This window comes from Burkholderia sp. Bp8998, assembly GCF_003854235.1.
Lineage (GTDB): Bacteria > Pseudomonadota > Gammaproteobacteria > Burkholderiales > Burkholderiaceae > Burkholderia.
Genome location: NZ_QTQF01000015.1, coordinates 25,929 through 41,319, shown reverse-complemented (window position 1 = coordinate 41,319; position 15,391 = coordinate 25,929). Strand labels below are relative to the sequence as shown.

Here is a 15,391-nt window from a genome sequence, read left to right as displayed (position 1 = left end):
TATCAATGACGCAGTTTGTAGCCGGTCGCGAGCAGCCGCATCGCGAACATCGCGAGCAGCACGAAGAAACCGGTGACGATCGCGAGGCTCGCGAGCGGGTTGATGTCGGACGCGCCGAAGAACCCGTAACGGAAGCCGTCGATCATGTAGAAAAACGGGTTGAGACGCGAGATCTCGCGCCACACGGGCGGCAGCGAGTGCGTCGAATAGAACACGCCGGACAGGAACGTCAGCGGCATGATCAGGAAGTTCTGGAACGCGGCCAGCTGGTCGAACTTCTCGGCCCAGATCCCGGCGATCAGCCCGAGCGTCCCCAGGATCGCCGAACCGAGCAGTGCGAACGCGATGATGAACAACGGTGCCGCGAAATGCATCGGGATAAACCAGATCGTCACGACGAACACGCCGGTGCCGACCGCGAGCCCGCGCACGACGGACGCGAGCACGTACGCGCCGAAGATGTCCTTGTACGACAGCGGCGGCAGCAGCATGAACACGAGATTGCCGGTGATCTTCGACTGGATCAGCGACGACGAGCTGTTCGCGAACGCGTTCTGCAGCACGCTCATCATCACCAGGCCCGGGACGAGGAAGCTCACGTACTCGACGCCCGGATACACTTCGACGCGGCCCGACAGCGCGTGGCCGAAGATCGTCAGATACAGCAGCGCCGTCACGATCGGTGCGCATACCGTCTGGAACGACACCTTCCAGAAGCGCAGGAGTTCCTTGTAGAACAGCGTTCGGAAACCGCTTCCCGCTACTCGCCCGACAGCGCCGGGTTCAGGAGTTTGGCGGGAACGAGGGGGCTGCGCCCCCCCGAGCGAACGCAGTTCGCGTGTGGGTTGTTTATTCATGCCAGCCCCTCGACGACTTCTGCCCCGTTCATCACCTGGACGAACACATCCTCGAGATCCGCCTTGCGGACCTCGATCTCGTCGAACGTGCAGCCCGCCGCGCGGCATTGCGCGAGGATGCGCTCGACGTCGTCGTAGTTCGACAGGCGCAGCAGATGCTCGCCCGGCGCACGCGCGGCCGGATCGGTCTCCAGCCCGCGCAATTCGGCTGGCAGCGCACCCGTTGCGAACCGCAGGTACAGCTGCAGCCCCGCGAAGCGGCGCAACAGCGCGTCGGTGCGATCAAGCGCGACGACCTCGCCGCGACGGAGCATCGCGATGCGGTCGCACAGCGACTCGGCTTCCTCGAGGTAATGGGTGGTCAGGACGATCGTGTGGCCCTCGCGGTTCAGCCGCGAGATGAATTTCCACAGCGTCTGGCGCAGTTCGACGTCGACGCCGGCAGTCGGCTCGTCGAGCACGATCACGGGCGGCCGGTGCACGAGCGCCTGCGCGACCAGCACGCGGCGCTTCATCCCGCCCGACAGCGCGCGCATGTTCGCGTCGGCCTTCTCGGTGAGGTCGAGATTGGCCATCACTTCGTCGATCCAGTCGTCGTTGCGGCGCAGCCCGAAATAGCCGGACTGGATCCGCAGCGTTTCGCGGACGGTGAAGAACGGGTCGAACACGAGTTCCTGCGGCACGACGCCGAGCGCGCGGCGCGCACCCCGGAAGTCCTTGACGACGTCGTGGCCGCGCACCGAGATACTGCCTTCATCGGCCCGGGCAAGCCCGGCGAGGATACTGATGAGCGTGGTCTTGCCTGCGCCGTTCGGGCCGAGCAGACCGAAAAACTCGCCCTCCTCGACCGACAGGCTGACGCCCTTGAGCGCCTGAAGCGATTTGTAGCGCTTCCTGACGTGACGGATTTCTATGGCTGACATGACTGTGCGCGGCGCAAGGGCCGCGACGCCTATTCTGTGCTTGCTGCGAATGAAAATGGGGGCCGGACGCCGATTGGCTGCCCCGCAAAACGCTTGATTATAGGGCAAACCGGCGGGTGGAGCCGGCGCCGGAGGCGCGCGGCCGGAAGCGTGCGCGCGCCGGCTGGCGCGGCAGGCTTCGGTCGGACAGGGTCAATGTCGCCCGGTGCCGTCGATGAGCGCGTCGACGCCGTAGGCGCGCGCGAGGCTGGCGAGCTTCGAGGGGAGATTGAGGATATCGAGGGTCGCGCCGCGGGCTTTGGCGGCACGTTGCCATGCGAGCAGCACGGCGAGCGCGGACGAGTCGAACTGCGTCAGCGCCGCGCAATCGACGGCGGTCGCGCCCGCTCCGATGCGCGCGAGACCGTCCGCGAGCGCGGACTTCGCGCTCGCGACGGTCAGCGAGGAGTCGGCCGCGAAGCCGCTCACGACGCCTGCTTGCCGGCGGCAAGTTCCTGGTTGCGCTGCGTCAGGAACTTGATCAGCCCGTCCACGCCGCTTTGCTGGATCTTCTCGTTGAACTGCTGCTGGTACGTCTGGATCAGCCACGCCCCGAGCACGTTCAGGTCATACACCTTCCAGCCATTGGCCGTCTTGTACAGGCGGTAGTCGATCTGAACCGGCTGGCCGTTGTTCATCGCGACCGTCTTCACGACCACGTCGGTATCGGCCGGATCGGCGCGGAACGGCGGGTACTGGATCTGCTGGTCCGGCTTCAGTTGCGCAAGCGCGCCCGAATACGTGCGGATCAGCAGCAGCTTGAACTGCTCCTGAACCTGCTGCTGCTGCTCGGCCGACGCCGCGCGCCAGTTGCGACCCATCGCGAGCTGCGTGGTGCGGCGGAAGTCGGTGTACGGCAGGATGTCCTTGTTGACGATCGTAATGATGCGGTTGGTGTCGCCTTGCTTGATCGTCTGTTGCTTGACCTCGTCGAGCACCTGCTGCGTCGCCGTCTTGATCAGCGACTGCGGGTTCGATTGGTCGACTTGCGCGTGAACTGCGCTGCCGAACGAGAACAGCGCCGCGAAAACGGGGATCAGGAACAGTTTTTTCATCATAGTGACCTGCATGAAGAGTCGATGCAAAGGTTGGAGCCGGTAGCTTACGCGCAAGTTCGCGCGCGCTACCGACTGAATCGTTTCGGGCTGTAACGAATGTAAGCGGGTCAGTGCAGCCGGATGCTCGGGAAGCGGAACCCGCCCGGCGACGGCGGCGTCACCTGCATCGGCGGCACGGTCGTCGCGCTGGCCGGGTTCGGCACTTCCGCGGTACCCGACGCCGGTGCGGCGACGGCCGCGCCCGACGCGCCGGCCGGTGCCGTCGCGCCGCCGACTGCCGCTGCGCCCGCCGTACCGGCCGCGCCGGCTGCCGCCGGCGCCGCACCGTCGTCCGGCAGGTCGTACTTCGGCAGCGCATCGTTGCTCGACGTCGCCGAGGCCTCGCCCCGCGCGTTGTCGATCAGCATCTGGCGGCGTTGCAGGTACGCGTTGCGCACGAACGAGTACTTGTCGAGCGCCGCAGCATCCAGCACGTCGCCCGCGCCGAGCAGGTTCGCACGCGTGTTGACGAGGTTCACGCCGAACAGGCCCCAGCTCAGGCCGTCCGGCTTCACGTAGGTGAGCGGGTTGCCGACGTAGTCGACGCCGAGGCCAGCCGTGTCGCGCAGCGTGCTCGGGCCGAGCAGCGGCAGCACGAGATAGGGGCCCGAAGGCATGCCGTAGCGGCCCATCGTGATCCCGAAGTCGGCCGTGTGCTTCGGCAGTTTCGCGATCGTCGCGACATCGAACAGGCCGCCGACGCCGAACACCGTGTTGATCACGACGCGCATGATGTCGCCGACGCCGTCCGCGATCCGCAGCTGCACGATGTTGTTCGCCGCGATGTACACGTCGCCGATGTTCGAGAAGAAGTTCGTCACGCTGTCGCGCACCGGCTGCGGTACCACGTACTGGTAGCCCTTCGCGACCGGCCTGAGCGCGTACGTGTCGACCGTGTCGTTGAACGTGTACATCGTCCGGTTGAAGCCTTCGAGCGGATCGCCCTTGGTCGGCGTCTGCACGGTCGCGCAACCGCTCAACGCGGCGACTGCCGCCACGGCGAGCGCGGCGTGCCTGATGCGGATCGTCTGCATGGTCATTACCCTCTTGTCTTTCTCTCGTGTGGTTATTGGGCGGCCGAACCGGACACCGCGGACGCCGGCACCGCGACCGGTGCGGGTGCGGCGGGCGCAGCCGATGCCCCGGCTGCCGGCTTGGCGCCGCCCGCGTCGGCTGCCTTGCTGTACAGGAACTGGCCGATCAGGTTCTCGAGCACGATCGCCGACTGCGTCATCGTGATCGTATCGCCCGCCTTCAGCATTTCGGTGTCGCCGCCCGGATCGAGGCCGATGTACTGCTCGCCGAGCAGGCCCGACGTCAGGATCTTCGCCGACGAATCCTTCGGGAACGGGTACTGGCCGTCGATATCGATCGTCACCAGCGCCTGGTAGGTGTTGGGATCGAAGCCGATCGCCTTCACGCGGCCGACCACGACGCCCGCGCTCTTCACGGCCGCGCGCGCCTTCAGCCCGCCGATGTTGTCGAATTTCATCCTCACCGAGTAGGTCGGCTGAAACGACAGCGAGCTCATGTTGCCGACCTTGAGCGCCAGGAACAGCACCGCAAGGAAGCCCACCACCACGAACAGGCCGACCCAGAAGTCGAGAGCAGTCTTTTTCATCGTCATCCCAAAATTTGGCTTGGCTGAGGCTTAGCTGAACATCAGCGCGGTCAGCAGGAAATCGAGGCCGAGTACGGCGAGCGACGCGAACACGACGGTCTTGGTCGTCGCGCGCGACACGCCCTCGGGCGTGGGCTTCGCTTCATACCCTTGAAACAGCGCAATGAAGGTCACGGCGAACCCGAACACGATGCTCTTGATCACGCCGTTGCCGACGTCGGCCCACACCTGGACCCCGCCTTGCATCTGCGACCAGAACGCGCCCGGATCGACGCCGATCAGCACGACCCCGACGAAATAACCGCCGAGCACGCCGACCGCGTTGAAAATCGCGGCGAGCAGCGGCATCGCGATGATGCCGGCCCACAGGCGCGGCGCGATCACCGTCTTGATCGGGTCGACGGCCATCATCTCGAGCGCGGTGAGCTGCTCGCCGGCCTTCATCAGGCCGATCTCGGCCGTGAGCGACGTGCCCGCGCGGCCCGCGAACAGTAGCGCGGTCACGACCGGGCCGAGTTCGCGCACCAGCGACAGCGCGACCAGCAGGCCGAGCGCCTGCTCGGACCCGTAGCGATTCAGCGTGTAGTAGCCCTGCAGGCCGAGCACGAAGCCGACGAACAGGCCCGACACGGCGATGATCACGAACGAATAGTTGCCGAGGAAGTGGATCTGCTTCGTGACCAGCCGCGGCCGGCGCAGCAGCGGGAAGAATTCCAGCACGAGGCGCACGAACAGCCGCGTGCCGTAGCCCGCGCGCTCGAGGCCGCCGATGACGTAACGTCCGATCGCGCTGATCATGCGCGCCCTCCGCCGAGCCCGAAATCCGCTGCCAGCGGCGGGCTCGTGTAATGAAATTTGAACGGGCCGTCCGGCGCGCCATCGATGAACTGGCGCACGCTCGGATCAGTCGACGCGCGCAGCTCGTCGGGCGTACCCTGCGCGAGCACGCCGCCGTTGGCCAGAAAATACACATAATCGGCAATCGCGAACGATTCCGGCACGTCGTGCGTGACGAGGATCGACGTCGCGCCGAGCGCCTCGTTCAGCGTGCGGATCAGGTTCGCGGTGATGCCGAGCGAGATCGGATCGAGGCCCGCGAACGGTTCGTCGTACATGATGAGCTGCGGGTCGAGCGCGATCGCGCGCGCGAGCGCGATGCGGCGCGCCATCCCGCCCGACACCTCGGACGGCATCAGGTCGCGCGCGCCGCGCAGGCCGACCGCGTTGAGCTTCATCAGCACGAGGTCGCGGATCAGGTCTTCGGGCAGGTCGGTGTGTTCGCGCAGCGCGAACGCGACGTTCTCGAACACGGACATGTCGGTGAACAGCGCGCCGAACTGGAACAGCATGCCCATCTTGCGGCGCAGCGCGTACAGGCCGTCGCGCGTCTGCGCGCCGACGTCGGCGCCGTCGAACAGCACCTGGCCGCGGCGTGCGCGCACGAGGCCGCCGATCAGGCGCAGCACGGTCGTCTTGCCGCAACCCGACCCGCCCATGACGGCGACGACCTGGCCGCGCCCGAAGCGCAGGTTCAGGTTCGACAGGACGAGGCGGTCGCCGTAGCCGAAGTCGACGTCGCGAAGTTCCAGCAGGGTCTCGGTAGGAGTGGGGCTCACGGAGCTGACAGTCCTTTTACGCAGAACGCCGAATTATAGGGCCTGCCTTGGAATGATGTCGTGACGCCGTTCCGGGCCCTGCGGTCAATGATTGTCAAATTGTCGGGCAAAACATTGCTGCGACGCAACAATCGCCGCCCGATAATCGCTGGCACCCGTGACCGCACTGACGACCGCGACGCTGCCGACGCCCGTTGCCAGCACGTCCGGCAACGCGTCGAGCCCCACGCCGCCGATCGCGACGAGCGGAGCCCGTGCCCCTGCGAAGCGCGCATAGCGGGCAATCCGCGCCAGGCCCTGCGGCGGCGCCGCGACTGCCTTGGTCGCCGTCGCGTACACGGGGCCGAGCGCCAGATAGCTCGGGCGCTCGTGCAATGCCCGCAACATCTCGTAATAGCCGTGGCTCGACAGTCCGAGCCGCAGGCCGGCGCGCGCAATCGCGGCCAGATCGGCCGTTTCCAGGTCTTCCTGACCCAGATGTACGCCGTACGCACCCGCTTCTACCGCGATCTGCCAGTGATCGTTGATGAACACGCGCGCATCGGGATAGCGGCGCCCTGCCGCGACCGCACGCGCGACCTCCTGGCGCAACGCGTCCGGGTTCGCTTCCTTCACGCGCAGCTGCACGGTCCGCGCGCCGCAATCGAGCGCGCGCTCGACCCATTCGGCGTCGGGAACGACCGGGTAGAGGCCGAGTTGCGCGGGGCACGGCGGGAATGCGGGCTCGGGTGCTGCAGCCAGGCCGGCGACGCGCGGGAACCGCGCGGCGTCGACCGGCCACGCATCGGCATCGCGCGTTTCGTCGCCGTCGCGCCACGCCAGCGCGAGCACCAGTGCATCGATCGGCGCGAAACCACAATCGAGGAACGCCGCGAGCGCCGCGATCCAGTCGTCGGCGAGCGGATGCGCGGCTTCCAGCGCGTAGCGCGCGCCCGCGGCATGCAGCACCGCGCCATGCTCGTCGAACTCGATCGCGACCGCGTCCGGTGATGCGGGGCGCGATGCGGCCGACGCGCGCGCCTGCGCGGCATGGTCGCCGGCCGACACGATCAGCACGTCGCCGTCGACCGGCACGTCGGGCGCCGCGACGCAGAGCCGCCACCGCGTCGTGCCGGTCGGCCAGTCGCCCAGCCGGGCGCGAATCCGTTCGGCCGCTTCGGCCAGCTCATCGGCCGGCGGCCAGAACGCATCGGCGAAGCGCGCGCTCATGCGCCGCCCCCGTCCTGATGCCAGAACGGCATCCCGACGACCGGCGTGCTCGCATGCGCGGTCTCGCGCGCATCCATCGGCCCGGCGAGGTAGGCCGCACGGCCGGCCTCGACACCCTGCGCGAACGCGCGCGCCATGATCTCCGGGTGCGTGGCCTGCGACACGGCCGTGTTCAGCAACACGCCGTCGAATCCCCACTCCATCACCTGGCACGCGTGCGACGGCACGCCGAGCCCGGCATCGACGATCAGCGGCACGTCCGGCAACCGCTCGCGCAGCACGCGCAGCCCGTACGGGTTCACGACGCCCTTGCCGGTACCGATCGGCGCGCCCCACGGCATCAGCGCCTCGCAACCGACGTCGAGCAGGCGCCGGCCGATCACGAGATCCTCGGTGCAGTAAGGCAGCACCTTGAAGCCGTCCTTGACCAGTTGCGCGGCCGCCTCGATCAGCCCGACCGGGTCGGGCTGCAGCGTGTAGTCGTCGCCGATCAGCTCGAGCTTGATCCAGTCGGTGTCGAAGACCTCGCGCGCCATGTGCGCGGTCGTCACCGCCTCGGCGACGGTCTGGCAGCCGGCCGTGTTCGGCAGCAGCGGCACCGCGTGACGCTTGAGCAGGTCGAAGAAGCCGGCCTCGGCGGTGCCGCCCGTCATCTGGCGGCGCAGCGCGACCGTCACCATCCCGGGGCGCGACGCGGCGATCGAATCGGACAGCGACTGCAGCGACGGATAGCGCGACGTGCCGAGCAGCACGCGGCTTGCGAAGGTTTCGCCGTACAGCGTCAGCGCGTCGGCGGAAGTGAGGGACGTCATGTCGTTTTCCTGGAAGAGCGGGGGCGAACCGGCGGCGCTCAGCCGCCCGCGACGGGGTGCACCACGTCGAGCTTGTCGCCCGTCGCGAGCGCGCGCGCCGCATGCTGCGTGCGCGCGACGAAATTGCCGTTCAGCGCGACCGCGTATGGCGGACGTGCGCCGTACGCGGCGAGCGCGTCGGCCACCGTCGCGCCGTCGGGCAGCGTCAGCGTCTGTTGGTTGATCTGGATATCCATGAGGCTTGATCGAATTCGGTCGGCGGCGCGCGTCAGGCCGGCTGGCGCGCGTCGTCGCGGTGATGAAGGAGCGTCGGCCAGCGCGCGGCATCGCGCCACGCGGCGAACGCGTCGGCATCGGCGAACGCGCCGCCGAGTGCCGCTTGCGCGAACGCGGCCGCCGCCTGCGCGACTTCCGGCGCGATCATGAAGCCGTGCCGGTACAGGCCGTTGACGGCGAGCGTCGTCGCGCCGTCCCAGATCACCGCCGGGCGGTGATCGGGCAATGTCGGGCGGCACTGCGCGTTGAGCTCGAGGATGCGCGCCTCGCCGAACGCCGGGTGCACGGAGAACGCCGCGCTCAGCAGTTCGAGCGCCGAGCGCACGCTGACGGGCGACATGTCCTCGCCCTCCACCTCGGTTGCGCCGATCACGTACAGGTCGTCCTGTTTCGGCGCGATGTACAGCGGATAGCGCGGATGTAGCAGCCGCACGGGCCGCGTGAGCCCGATGCCGGGCGCACGCACGCGCGCGACTTCACCGCGGATGCCGCGCAGCGCGGGGAGCACGGATTTCGCGCCAAGCCCGCGGCAATCGATCGTGAAATGCGCGTCGGGCCGGTTCGCATCGTCGATCGTCGCGTGCCAGTGCAGCTCGGCGCCGCGTTGCGCGAGGCCCGCCGCGAGTGCGCGCAGCGCCTGCCGGTTGTCGAGCTGCCCTTCGCGCGGCAGCATCAGGCCGCGCGCGAAGCGCCCCGCGAGCGCGGGTTCGGCCGCGTCGACCTGTGCACCGGCCAACGCGACGAAGCCGCCGTCGAACAGTTCGGCCGGCGCGTTCGCGCGCACGCGCCGCTCGAACAGCGGCGCCTCGGCACGATCCGCGTGATGCCAGACGACGAGCGTGCCGTGATGCTGAAAGAACACGGGTTCGGGCAGTTCCGCGAGCCATTGCGGCCAGCGCGCGAGCGATGCGGCGCCGAGCTCGGTGATCAGCAACTCGGCACTCGCCGCCTCGGCGAGCGGCGCGAGCATCGCGGCCGCGACCCACGCGGCCGACTGCTCGCCGTCCGGGCCGCCGCGTTCGTACAGCGCGACGCGATGCCCGTCGCCCGCGAGCCGCCAGGCGATCAGGCGGCCGACGAGGCCGCCGCCGAGTACCGCGAAATCCGGCCGGGAAGCGAGGAGGTTCATCGCACGCCCTCCCCCCGAACCGCGCGGACGCGTGCGACGGACGTCGACGTGCACACACCGTCCCGTGCGAACGCACGCGACAGTGGATCGGGAACAGCGCAAAAGACTGAAGATTGAGCGGTCATCATTCCTTCCGTAACGCGCGACGCGCGTACCCAAAAGGACGAAACCGGCAGCAAAGGCCGGCCGGGCGGGACTCGGGCGCTGACCATGTGGGATGGCAGCCAGCGCGGCCCGGCGGGATCAGAAACTTCCCTCGCCGGTATTACCCGGATCGGGTGCGAAGGGTCTTTCTCAGCCTCGCCGCGTTGCCCGGAACTGTCCGTCGGCCGCGCTCGAAGCACCCCTGTTTCGTCGTCGGCCATTAGACCATAAAAGCGGAAAGCCCCGCAAACTGTCCCCTTGCGGCAAATTCGCCGTCGCGCCGCGCCGCTCTGGCACAATGCCCGCAGGCCGGCCGCGCGAGCGGCCGGTTGCCGCGTCACCGTCGGCCTTAAGTGCCGTTTAAGACGCGCGGGCCACCATCCGGACGCTCGCCGTCAGTCGGCACCTCGTCCCGGATTGCCGTATCGCGGCGCGCGTCCGGCTTCGCCCGGCCCGCGCGCCGGCTACTCATCAGGAAGCACATGACCCAATCGATCGATTCCGTCCGCTCCGCCTCCGACGCGCTGCAGGACGAGCGCCCGGTATCCGCATGGAGCCTCATCAAGCCCTACTGGGTGTCGTCCGAATGGAAAGTCGCGTGGGGGCTGCTGGTCACGATCATCGCGATCAACCTCTGCGTGGTCTGGATCAACGTCAAGCTGAACAAGTGGAACGCGCAGTTCTATAACGCGCTGCAGTCGAAGGACGTCCACGACTTCCCGAACCTGCTGATGCAGTTCTCCGCGCTCGCGTTCGGCTTCATCATCCTCGCGGTGTACGGCCGCTACCTGCGCCAGATGCTCGGGTTCCGGTGGCGCCAGTGGCTCACCGACCGGTTTCTCGACCAGTGGCTCGGCGATCGCGCGTTCTACCGGATCGAACGCGACCGCCTCGCCGACAACCCCGACCAGCGGATCACCGACGATCTCCAGTCGTTCGCGACGACGACGCTCGCGTTGTCGCTCGATCTGCTGTCGACGGTCGTCACGCTCGTGTCGTTCATCACGATCCTGTGGTCGCTCGCCGGCGCGCTGACGCTCTCGCTCGGCGCGACGCCGATCACGATCCCCGGCTACATGGTGTGGGCGGCCGCGCTGTACGCAGTGGTCGGCTCGCTGATCATCCAGAAGGTCGGCCACCCGCTCGTGTCGATCAACTACCAGCAGCAGCGCGTCGAGGCCGACTTCCGCTTCGGGCTGATCCGCGTGCGCGAGAACGCCGAGCAGATCGCGTTCTACGACGGCGAGAAAACCGAGACCGGCAACGCGCAGAGCCTGTTCATGCGCATTCGCGACAACTGGTGGCGCGTGATGAAGTACACGAAGCGCCTCACGTTCGTGCTGAGCTTCTACGGGCAAATCGCGATCATCTTCCCGCTCGTCGTCGCGGCGCCGCGCTATTTCGCGGGCGCGTTCTCGTTCGGCGTGCTGATGCAGATCTCGTCCGCGTTCGGTACCGTCAGCGATTCGTTCTCGTGGTTCATCAACAGTTACTCGACCCTCGTCGAATGGCGCGCGACCGTCAACCGTCTGCGTGAATTCAAGCGCGTGATGGGTACGTCGCACCTGAAGGAAAGCCTGTCGCCCGCGACCGAGCACGGCGGCATCAACCTGCACTACGTCGATGCCGCGAAGCTGTCGACGTCGTCGCTGAAGCTCGCGCTGCCGAACGGCAACGCGCTCGCGAACATCGGCAACCTGACGATCGAACCCGGCTCGCGCTGGCTCGTGATCGGCAAGTCGGGTTCCGGCAAGAGCACGTTCATGCGCGCGCTCGCGGGCCTGTGGCCGTTCGGCGACGGCGCGATCGACGCGCCGGTCGGTGCGCGGATGATGTTCGTGCCGCAGACGAGCTACTTGCCGATCGGCACGCTGAAGGCCGCGCTCACCTATCCGGCCACGCCCGACGCGTTCACCGACGACGCATGCCGCGACGCGTTGCGCGCGTGCCGCCTCGAAGACTACGTCGAGCGCCTCGACGAGACCGGCCACTGGACGCGTGTGCTGTCGCCGGGCGAACAGCAGCGCCTCGCCGGCGCGCGCGTGCTGCTGCACAAGCCGGACTTCCTGTTCCTCGACGAAGCGACGAGCGCGCTCGATGCCGACAACGAAGCGCGGCTCTATCACCTGTTCGCCGAACGGCTGCCGAAGGCCGCGATCGTCAGCATCGCGCACCGCGAGGCGCTGGCCGCGTTCCACGTCGGCACGATCAACGTCGAACGCGTGAACGACAGCGACAAGGTCGCCGCGTAACCGCAAAAAAGGCCGGCGCATACCGCGCCGGCCTTCTCTTCCTCGTCCTTCCCGCTACGCCAGCGCGACCGGCGCCGACACGATCGGCACATGCGACACGCCGTCGTGCGACAGCCGGCTTTCAAATAGCGTCAGCGCGACGAAACGCAGCGCGACCGGCCGCCCGGTCGCACCGCCGCGCGCAGGCTGCCCGTCCGCGTCGCGCGGTAGCCGCGCGAGCGTGACGTGCGGCCGGAACGGCCGGCGGTCGGCCGGCACGCCCAGTTCGCGCAGCAGCGCGGACACGTCGGCATTCAGCGCCGCACAGGCGGGATCGGGCGCCAGTTCCGCGACGATCAGCCTCGCGCGCGGCAGGCTCGGCCACCACGCGATCCGCTCGACCAACTGTAACGGCAGCGCGTGCCGAGCCGCGAGGGCCGGCAGGCGCGCGGCCAGCGCATTGCACAGCTCGCGTTCGATTGCACCGATGAACGCGAGCGTCACGTGCAATTGAGCCGGCATCGTGCGCCGCGCGCCGCGGGTGACCGGCAACGCGTGCAGCGCATCGCGCGATGCCGCATCCGGCACCAGCGCGACGAACGCACGGAGCCGGTCGCCGTTCATGACTCGCGCACCGCCACGCGCGCTTCGACCACCGCATCCTCCGAAGCCGGACGCTGCGGCAGCGGACCGTGCTCGCCCCACACGTCGGCGGGCAACATGCTTGCAAGCTCGGGAATCGTGTTGCGCGTGAACACCGGATCGGCGACACCTTCCGCGCGCTGGCGGCGATAGTCGCGCCACGCGGCATGCGCATACTTGCCGAGCGCGAGGATCGCGACCAGGTTGATGATCGCCATCAGTCCCATGCTCGTATCGGCCATCGCCCATACGAGCGGCAGTTGCCCGACGCTGCCGAACATCACCATCCCGAGCACCGCGATGCGGAACAGCGGCAGCACGCCGCGCCGCTTTGTGATGAATTCGACGTTGCCTTCCGCGTATGCGTAATTGCCGATCACCGACGAGTACGCGAAGAAGAAGATCGCGACGGCCATGTAGATGCCGCCCCAGTCGCCGACGTGGCTCGCGATGGCACGCTGCGTGAGCGCCGCGCCTTCCATGCCGGTGCCGAGTTCGTACTGGCCCGACAGCAGGATCACGAACGCGGTCGCGCTGCAGATCACGATCGTGTCGACGAACACGCCGAGCATCTGGATCAGCCCTTGCACGACCGGATGCCGCACGCTCGCGGTCGCGGCCGCGTTCGGCGCGCTGCCCATGCCGGCCTCGTTCGAGAACAGCCCGCGCTTCACGCCCATCGCGACCGCCTGGCTGACCGCATAGCCGGTCAGGCCACCCGCCGCCTGTTCGAGCCCGAACGCGCTCTTCACGATCAGCGCGATCACGCCCGGCACAAGGGTGACATGCGTCGCGACCGCGTAGACCGCCAGCGCGAGGTAGCCGATTGCCATCACCGGCACGATCACCTGCGCGACCGACGCGATGCGGCGAATCCCGCCGAAGATGAGCGGCGCGGTGAGCAGCACGAGGCCGAGGCCGACCGTCTCGCGGCTCCAGCCGAACGACGTATGGAACGCGTCGGCGATCGCATTGGCCTGCACCGCGTTGAACACGAAGCCGAACGCGAGAATCAGCGACAGCGAGAACAGCACGCCGAAGCCGCGCGAACGCAGGCCCGTCTGGATGTAGTACGCGGGGCCGCCACGATAGCTGCCGTCCGGATGCGACACCTTGAAGATCTGCGCGAGCGTCGCCTCGACGAACGCGGACGACATCCCGACGAGCGCCGTCATCCACATCCAGAAGATCGCGCCCGGCCCGCCGATCGTCAGCGCGACCGCGACGCCCGCGATGTTGCCGGTGCCCACGCGGCTCGCGAGCCCGGTCGCGAACGCCTGGAACGACGAGATGCTGCCCGGCTCGCCCTTGCTGCCGACCAGCTTGATGCTGAGGAGCAGCGCCTTCAGCTGGATCATCCGGAACCGCAGCGTGAACCACGCGCCCACGCCGAGCAGCAGCGCGATCAGCACGTAGTTCCACAGCACGCCGTTGACGGCGTCGATCAGGCCTTGTACGAGTGCTTCCATCCAGAGTCCTTGTAAATGGGGTCAGTCAAATGCGGCGGCCACGCGAACGCGACCGGAGGGGCGTCATGATATGACAGTTTTCAAGGATTATTACAAAACGAAAGGAAACGGGATCGCGAAAAATCAGCGCCCGATGTGATCAGGTTAGGCGACGCTTCGGGGAGATGCGGGGGTATGCGACGGGGGCGCGGCGAGTGCATGCCCGGGGCTTGCGTCATGCCCCGGATCCCTGCCCGTTGTCACACGGCGAGCCTGGCTCGGCGAGCAGCGATCCCAAGCGGAAATACCGTAGCGGGCGAGTCGCGATCTTTGACGCCCGAAAACAATCGCAACAGTGAATCACCAAACAGAAATGGCGATAAAAACGAATTTATTCTTTAAGCATTTTTTCACCACCCGTTAATCGCACCCTCCAGAGACCCCCAAGCTCTAAAAATAGAAATAAACCGCGCGAATCTGATACAGTTTCTTGCAATACCGATTGATTTCCGTTAAAAAATTCACCCGTCGACAACGCGCAGGCGTCCACGTCAGTCGCCGCGGGCATCCTCTGCCCGCGGCGACCGCAAACAATTCTTATGCTCGTAGCGAGTGCGGCGCTCTTTCGGCGACTGCCTGGAAGGCATGAACCGGCGTCCATTGTTGTGCGTGGGTCCCGTTGTAGGGGAATGCCCAGACGAGGTTGTTGGCTTGCAGACTATCGTAATGATCGTCGATCACGAGGCCGGTGTTGGCGAGTGACGTGATGTAACCGGGGCGAATGGAGATGCTCCACCGCTGCGAAGGCGCTCCCGTGAACGGACGCAGGACCAGCGGGGTCTCGGGGGCGACCTTGCCGTTTGCGAAGTCGACCGCCAGCTTGCCTCCGCCGTTCGAATCGCTGAAATCCAGAATGATGAAACCAAGGGTGGGATCGTAGTCCCACAGGGTCTGCACATTCGGGTCGGTGAAATAGCGAAGTTGCACCGGGGCATCGGGGCCGATCACGCTGCCGTTGGTATTGTTTTGGGCAACACCGAGGACGCGCGTCGGATCCTGCGTAAACTGAAACGACATCGATACATACGCCATGATTTTCTCCAAAGGGTATGAAAACCAGACCGTTCAATATGCCCGAATTAATCGGACGAAAATCACTATAGGTGGCAGCAGACCCCGATTCAACCTCTATTTCCAGATAAATATCGATATTTTTGTTTTTATAAATGGTCGATTTAATTGATGCCGAATTAATTGTCGACAGCTCACGGAAAATCCCGGCCAACCCAATCGCCGCAGGCTCGCGCCCCATAAAAAAACCGGGCGCCCTTTCGAACGCCCGGTTTT

The 15,391-nt window shown here is 66.9% G+C and carries 16 protein-coding genes and 1 riboswitch; of the genes, 1 reads left to right on the top strand and 15 read right to left on the bottom strand.

From position 1 onward, the window contains the following. Positions 1-2: 2 nt before the first annotated feature. The 12 genes from DIE06_RS16690 to DIE06_RS16635 form a co-directional block, all read right to left on the bottom strand. On the bottom strand, positions 3-857 hold the full coding sequence (locus DIE06_RS16690; RefSeq protein ID WP_260433630.1) for an ABC transporter permease: 855 nt from the start codon (positions 855-857) through the stop codon (positions 3-5). After that, positions 854-1,780 (bottom strand): ABC transporter ATP-binding protein, encoded by a 927-nt coding sequence (locus DIE06_RS16685; RefSeq protein WP_124662361.1) that lies wholly within the window; start codon positions 1,778-1,780, stop codon positions 854-856. The genes DIE06_RS16690 and DIE06_RS16685 overlap by 4 nt, the downstream gene beginning before the upstream one ends. A gap of 192 nt (positions 1,781-1,972) precedes the next feature. Continuing rightward, a complete protein-coding gene (locus tag DIE06_RS16680; protein WP_124662360.1) occupies positions 1,973-2,248 on the bottom strand; it encodes a lipid asymmetry maintenance protein MlaB in 276 nt (91 codons plus the stop codon). Beyond that, positions 2,245-2,874 (bottom strand): phospholipid-binding protein MlaC, encoded by a 630-nt coding sequence (locus tag DIE06_RS16675; RefSeq protein ID WP_124662359.1) that lies wholly within the window; start codon positions 2,872-2,874, stop codon positions 2,245-2,247. The genes DIE06_RS16680 and DIE06_RS16675 overlap by 4 nt, the downstream gene beginning before the upstream one ends. A gap of 110 nt (positions 2,875-2,984) precedes the next feature. Next, positions 2,985-3,950 carry a VacJ family lipoprotein gene (locus DIE06_RS16670; protein ID WP_124662448.1) on the bottom strand — a complete coding sequence of 322 codons (966 nt, stop codon included), beginning with the start codon at positions 3,948-3,950 and terminating at the stop codon, positions 2,985-2,987. A gap of 32 nt (positions 3,951-3,982) precedes the next feature. Continuing rightward, positions 3,983-4,543 (bottom strand): outer membrane lipid asymmetry maintenance protein MlaD, encoded by a 561-nt coding sequence (gene mlaD / locus DIE06_RS16665; RefSeq protein WP_124662358.1) that lies wholly within the window; start codon positions 4,541-4,543, stop codon positions 3,983-3,985. Between the two features lie 24 nt (positions 4,544-4,567). Next, on the bottom strand, positions 4,568-5,335 hold the full coding sequence (gene mlaE / locus DIE06_RS16660; protein ID WP_011655796.1) for a lipid asymmetry maintenance ABC transporter permease subunit MlaE: 768 nt from the start codon (positions 5,333-5,335) through the stop codon (positions 4,568-4,570). Next, positions 5,332-6,153: an ABC transporter ATP-binding protein gene (locus DIE06_RS16655; RefSeq protein WP_014898316.1), complete on the bottom strand. Its 822-nt coding sequence runs from the start codon at positions 6,151-6,153 to the stop codon at positions 5,332-5,334. The genes mlaE and DIE06_RS16655 overlap by 4 nt, the downstream gene beginning before the upstream one ends. An 84-nt stretch (positions 6,154-6,237) precedes the next feature. Continuing rightward, positions 6,238-7,362 (bottom strand): thiamine phosphate synthase, encoded by a 1,125-nt coding sequence (gene thiE, locus DIE06_RS16650; RefSeq protein WP_124662357.1) that lies wholly within the window; start codon positions 7,360-7,362, stop codon positions 6,238-6,240. After that, positions 7,359-8,174, bottom strand: coding sequence for a thiazole synthase (locus tag DIE06_RS16645; RefSeq protein WP_039322226.1), 816 nt, complete (start codon positions 8,172-8,174; stop codon positions 7,359-7,361). The genes thiE and DIE06_RS16645 overlap by 4 nt, the downstream gene beginning before the upstream one ends. 38 nt (positions 8,175-8,212) lie before the next feature. Further along, entirely contained in the window at positions 8,213-8,410 is a 198-nt protein-coding gene (thiS, locus tag DIE06_RS16640) for a sulfur carrier protein ThiS (protein WP_014898319.1), read from the bottom strand. 32 nt (positions 8,411-8,442) lie between these two features. Continuing rightward, the gene (locus DIE06_RS16635; protein ID WP_124662356.1) at positions 8,443-9,579 is read right to left on the bottom strand and encodes an FAD-dependent oxidoreductase; all 1,137 of its coding nucleotides are present in this window, start codon (positions 9,577-9,579) and stop codon (positions 8,443-8,445) included. A 234-nt stretch (positions 9,580-9,813) separates the two neighbouring features. Beyond that, positions 9,814-9,937: riboswitch (TPP riboswitch) on the bottom strand. Positions 9,938-10,205: 268 nt separating this feature from the next. Here DIE06_RS16635 and DIE06_RS16630 point away from each other — a divergent pair. Continuing rightward, the gene (locus DIE06_RS16630; protein ID WP_124662355.1) at positions 10,206-11,975 is read left to right on the top strand and encodes an ABC transporter ATP-binding protein/permease; all 1,770 of its coding nucleotides are present in this window, start codon (positions 10,206-10,208) and stop codon (positions 11,973-11,975) included. A 54-nt stretch (positions 11,976-12,029) separates the two neighbouring features. Here DIE06_RS16630 and thpR read toward each other — a convergent pair whose 3' ends face one another. From thpR to DIE06_RS16615, 3 genes are all read right to left on the bottom strand, one after another. Next, complete coding sequence (gene thpR / locus DIE06_RS16625; RefSeq protein ID WP_124662354.1) at positions 12,030-12,578, bottom strand: RNA 2',3'-cyclic phosphodiesterase; 549 nt, start codon at positions 12,576-12,578, stop codon at positions 12,030-12,032. Beyond that, the gene (locus tag DIE06_RS16620) at positions 12,575-14,065 is read right to left on the bottom strand and encodes a sodium:alanine symporter family protein (protein WP_124662353.1); all 1,491 of its coding nucleotides are present in this window, start codon (positions 14,063-14,065) and stop codon (positions 12,575-12,577) included. Before DIE06_RS16620 ends, thpR begins: the two co-directional genes overlap by 4 nt. A 576-nt stretch (positions 14,066-14,641) precedes the next feature. Further along, positions 14,642-15,136, bottom strand: a complete 495-nt coding sequence (locus tag DIE06_RS16615; RefSeq protein WP_124662352.1) for an RICIN domain-containing protein — start codon at positions 15,134-15,136, stop codon at positions 14,642-14,644. Between the last annotated feature and the right edge of the window lie 255 nt (positions 15,137-15,391).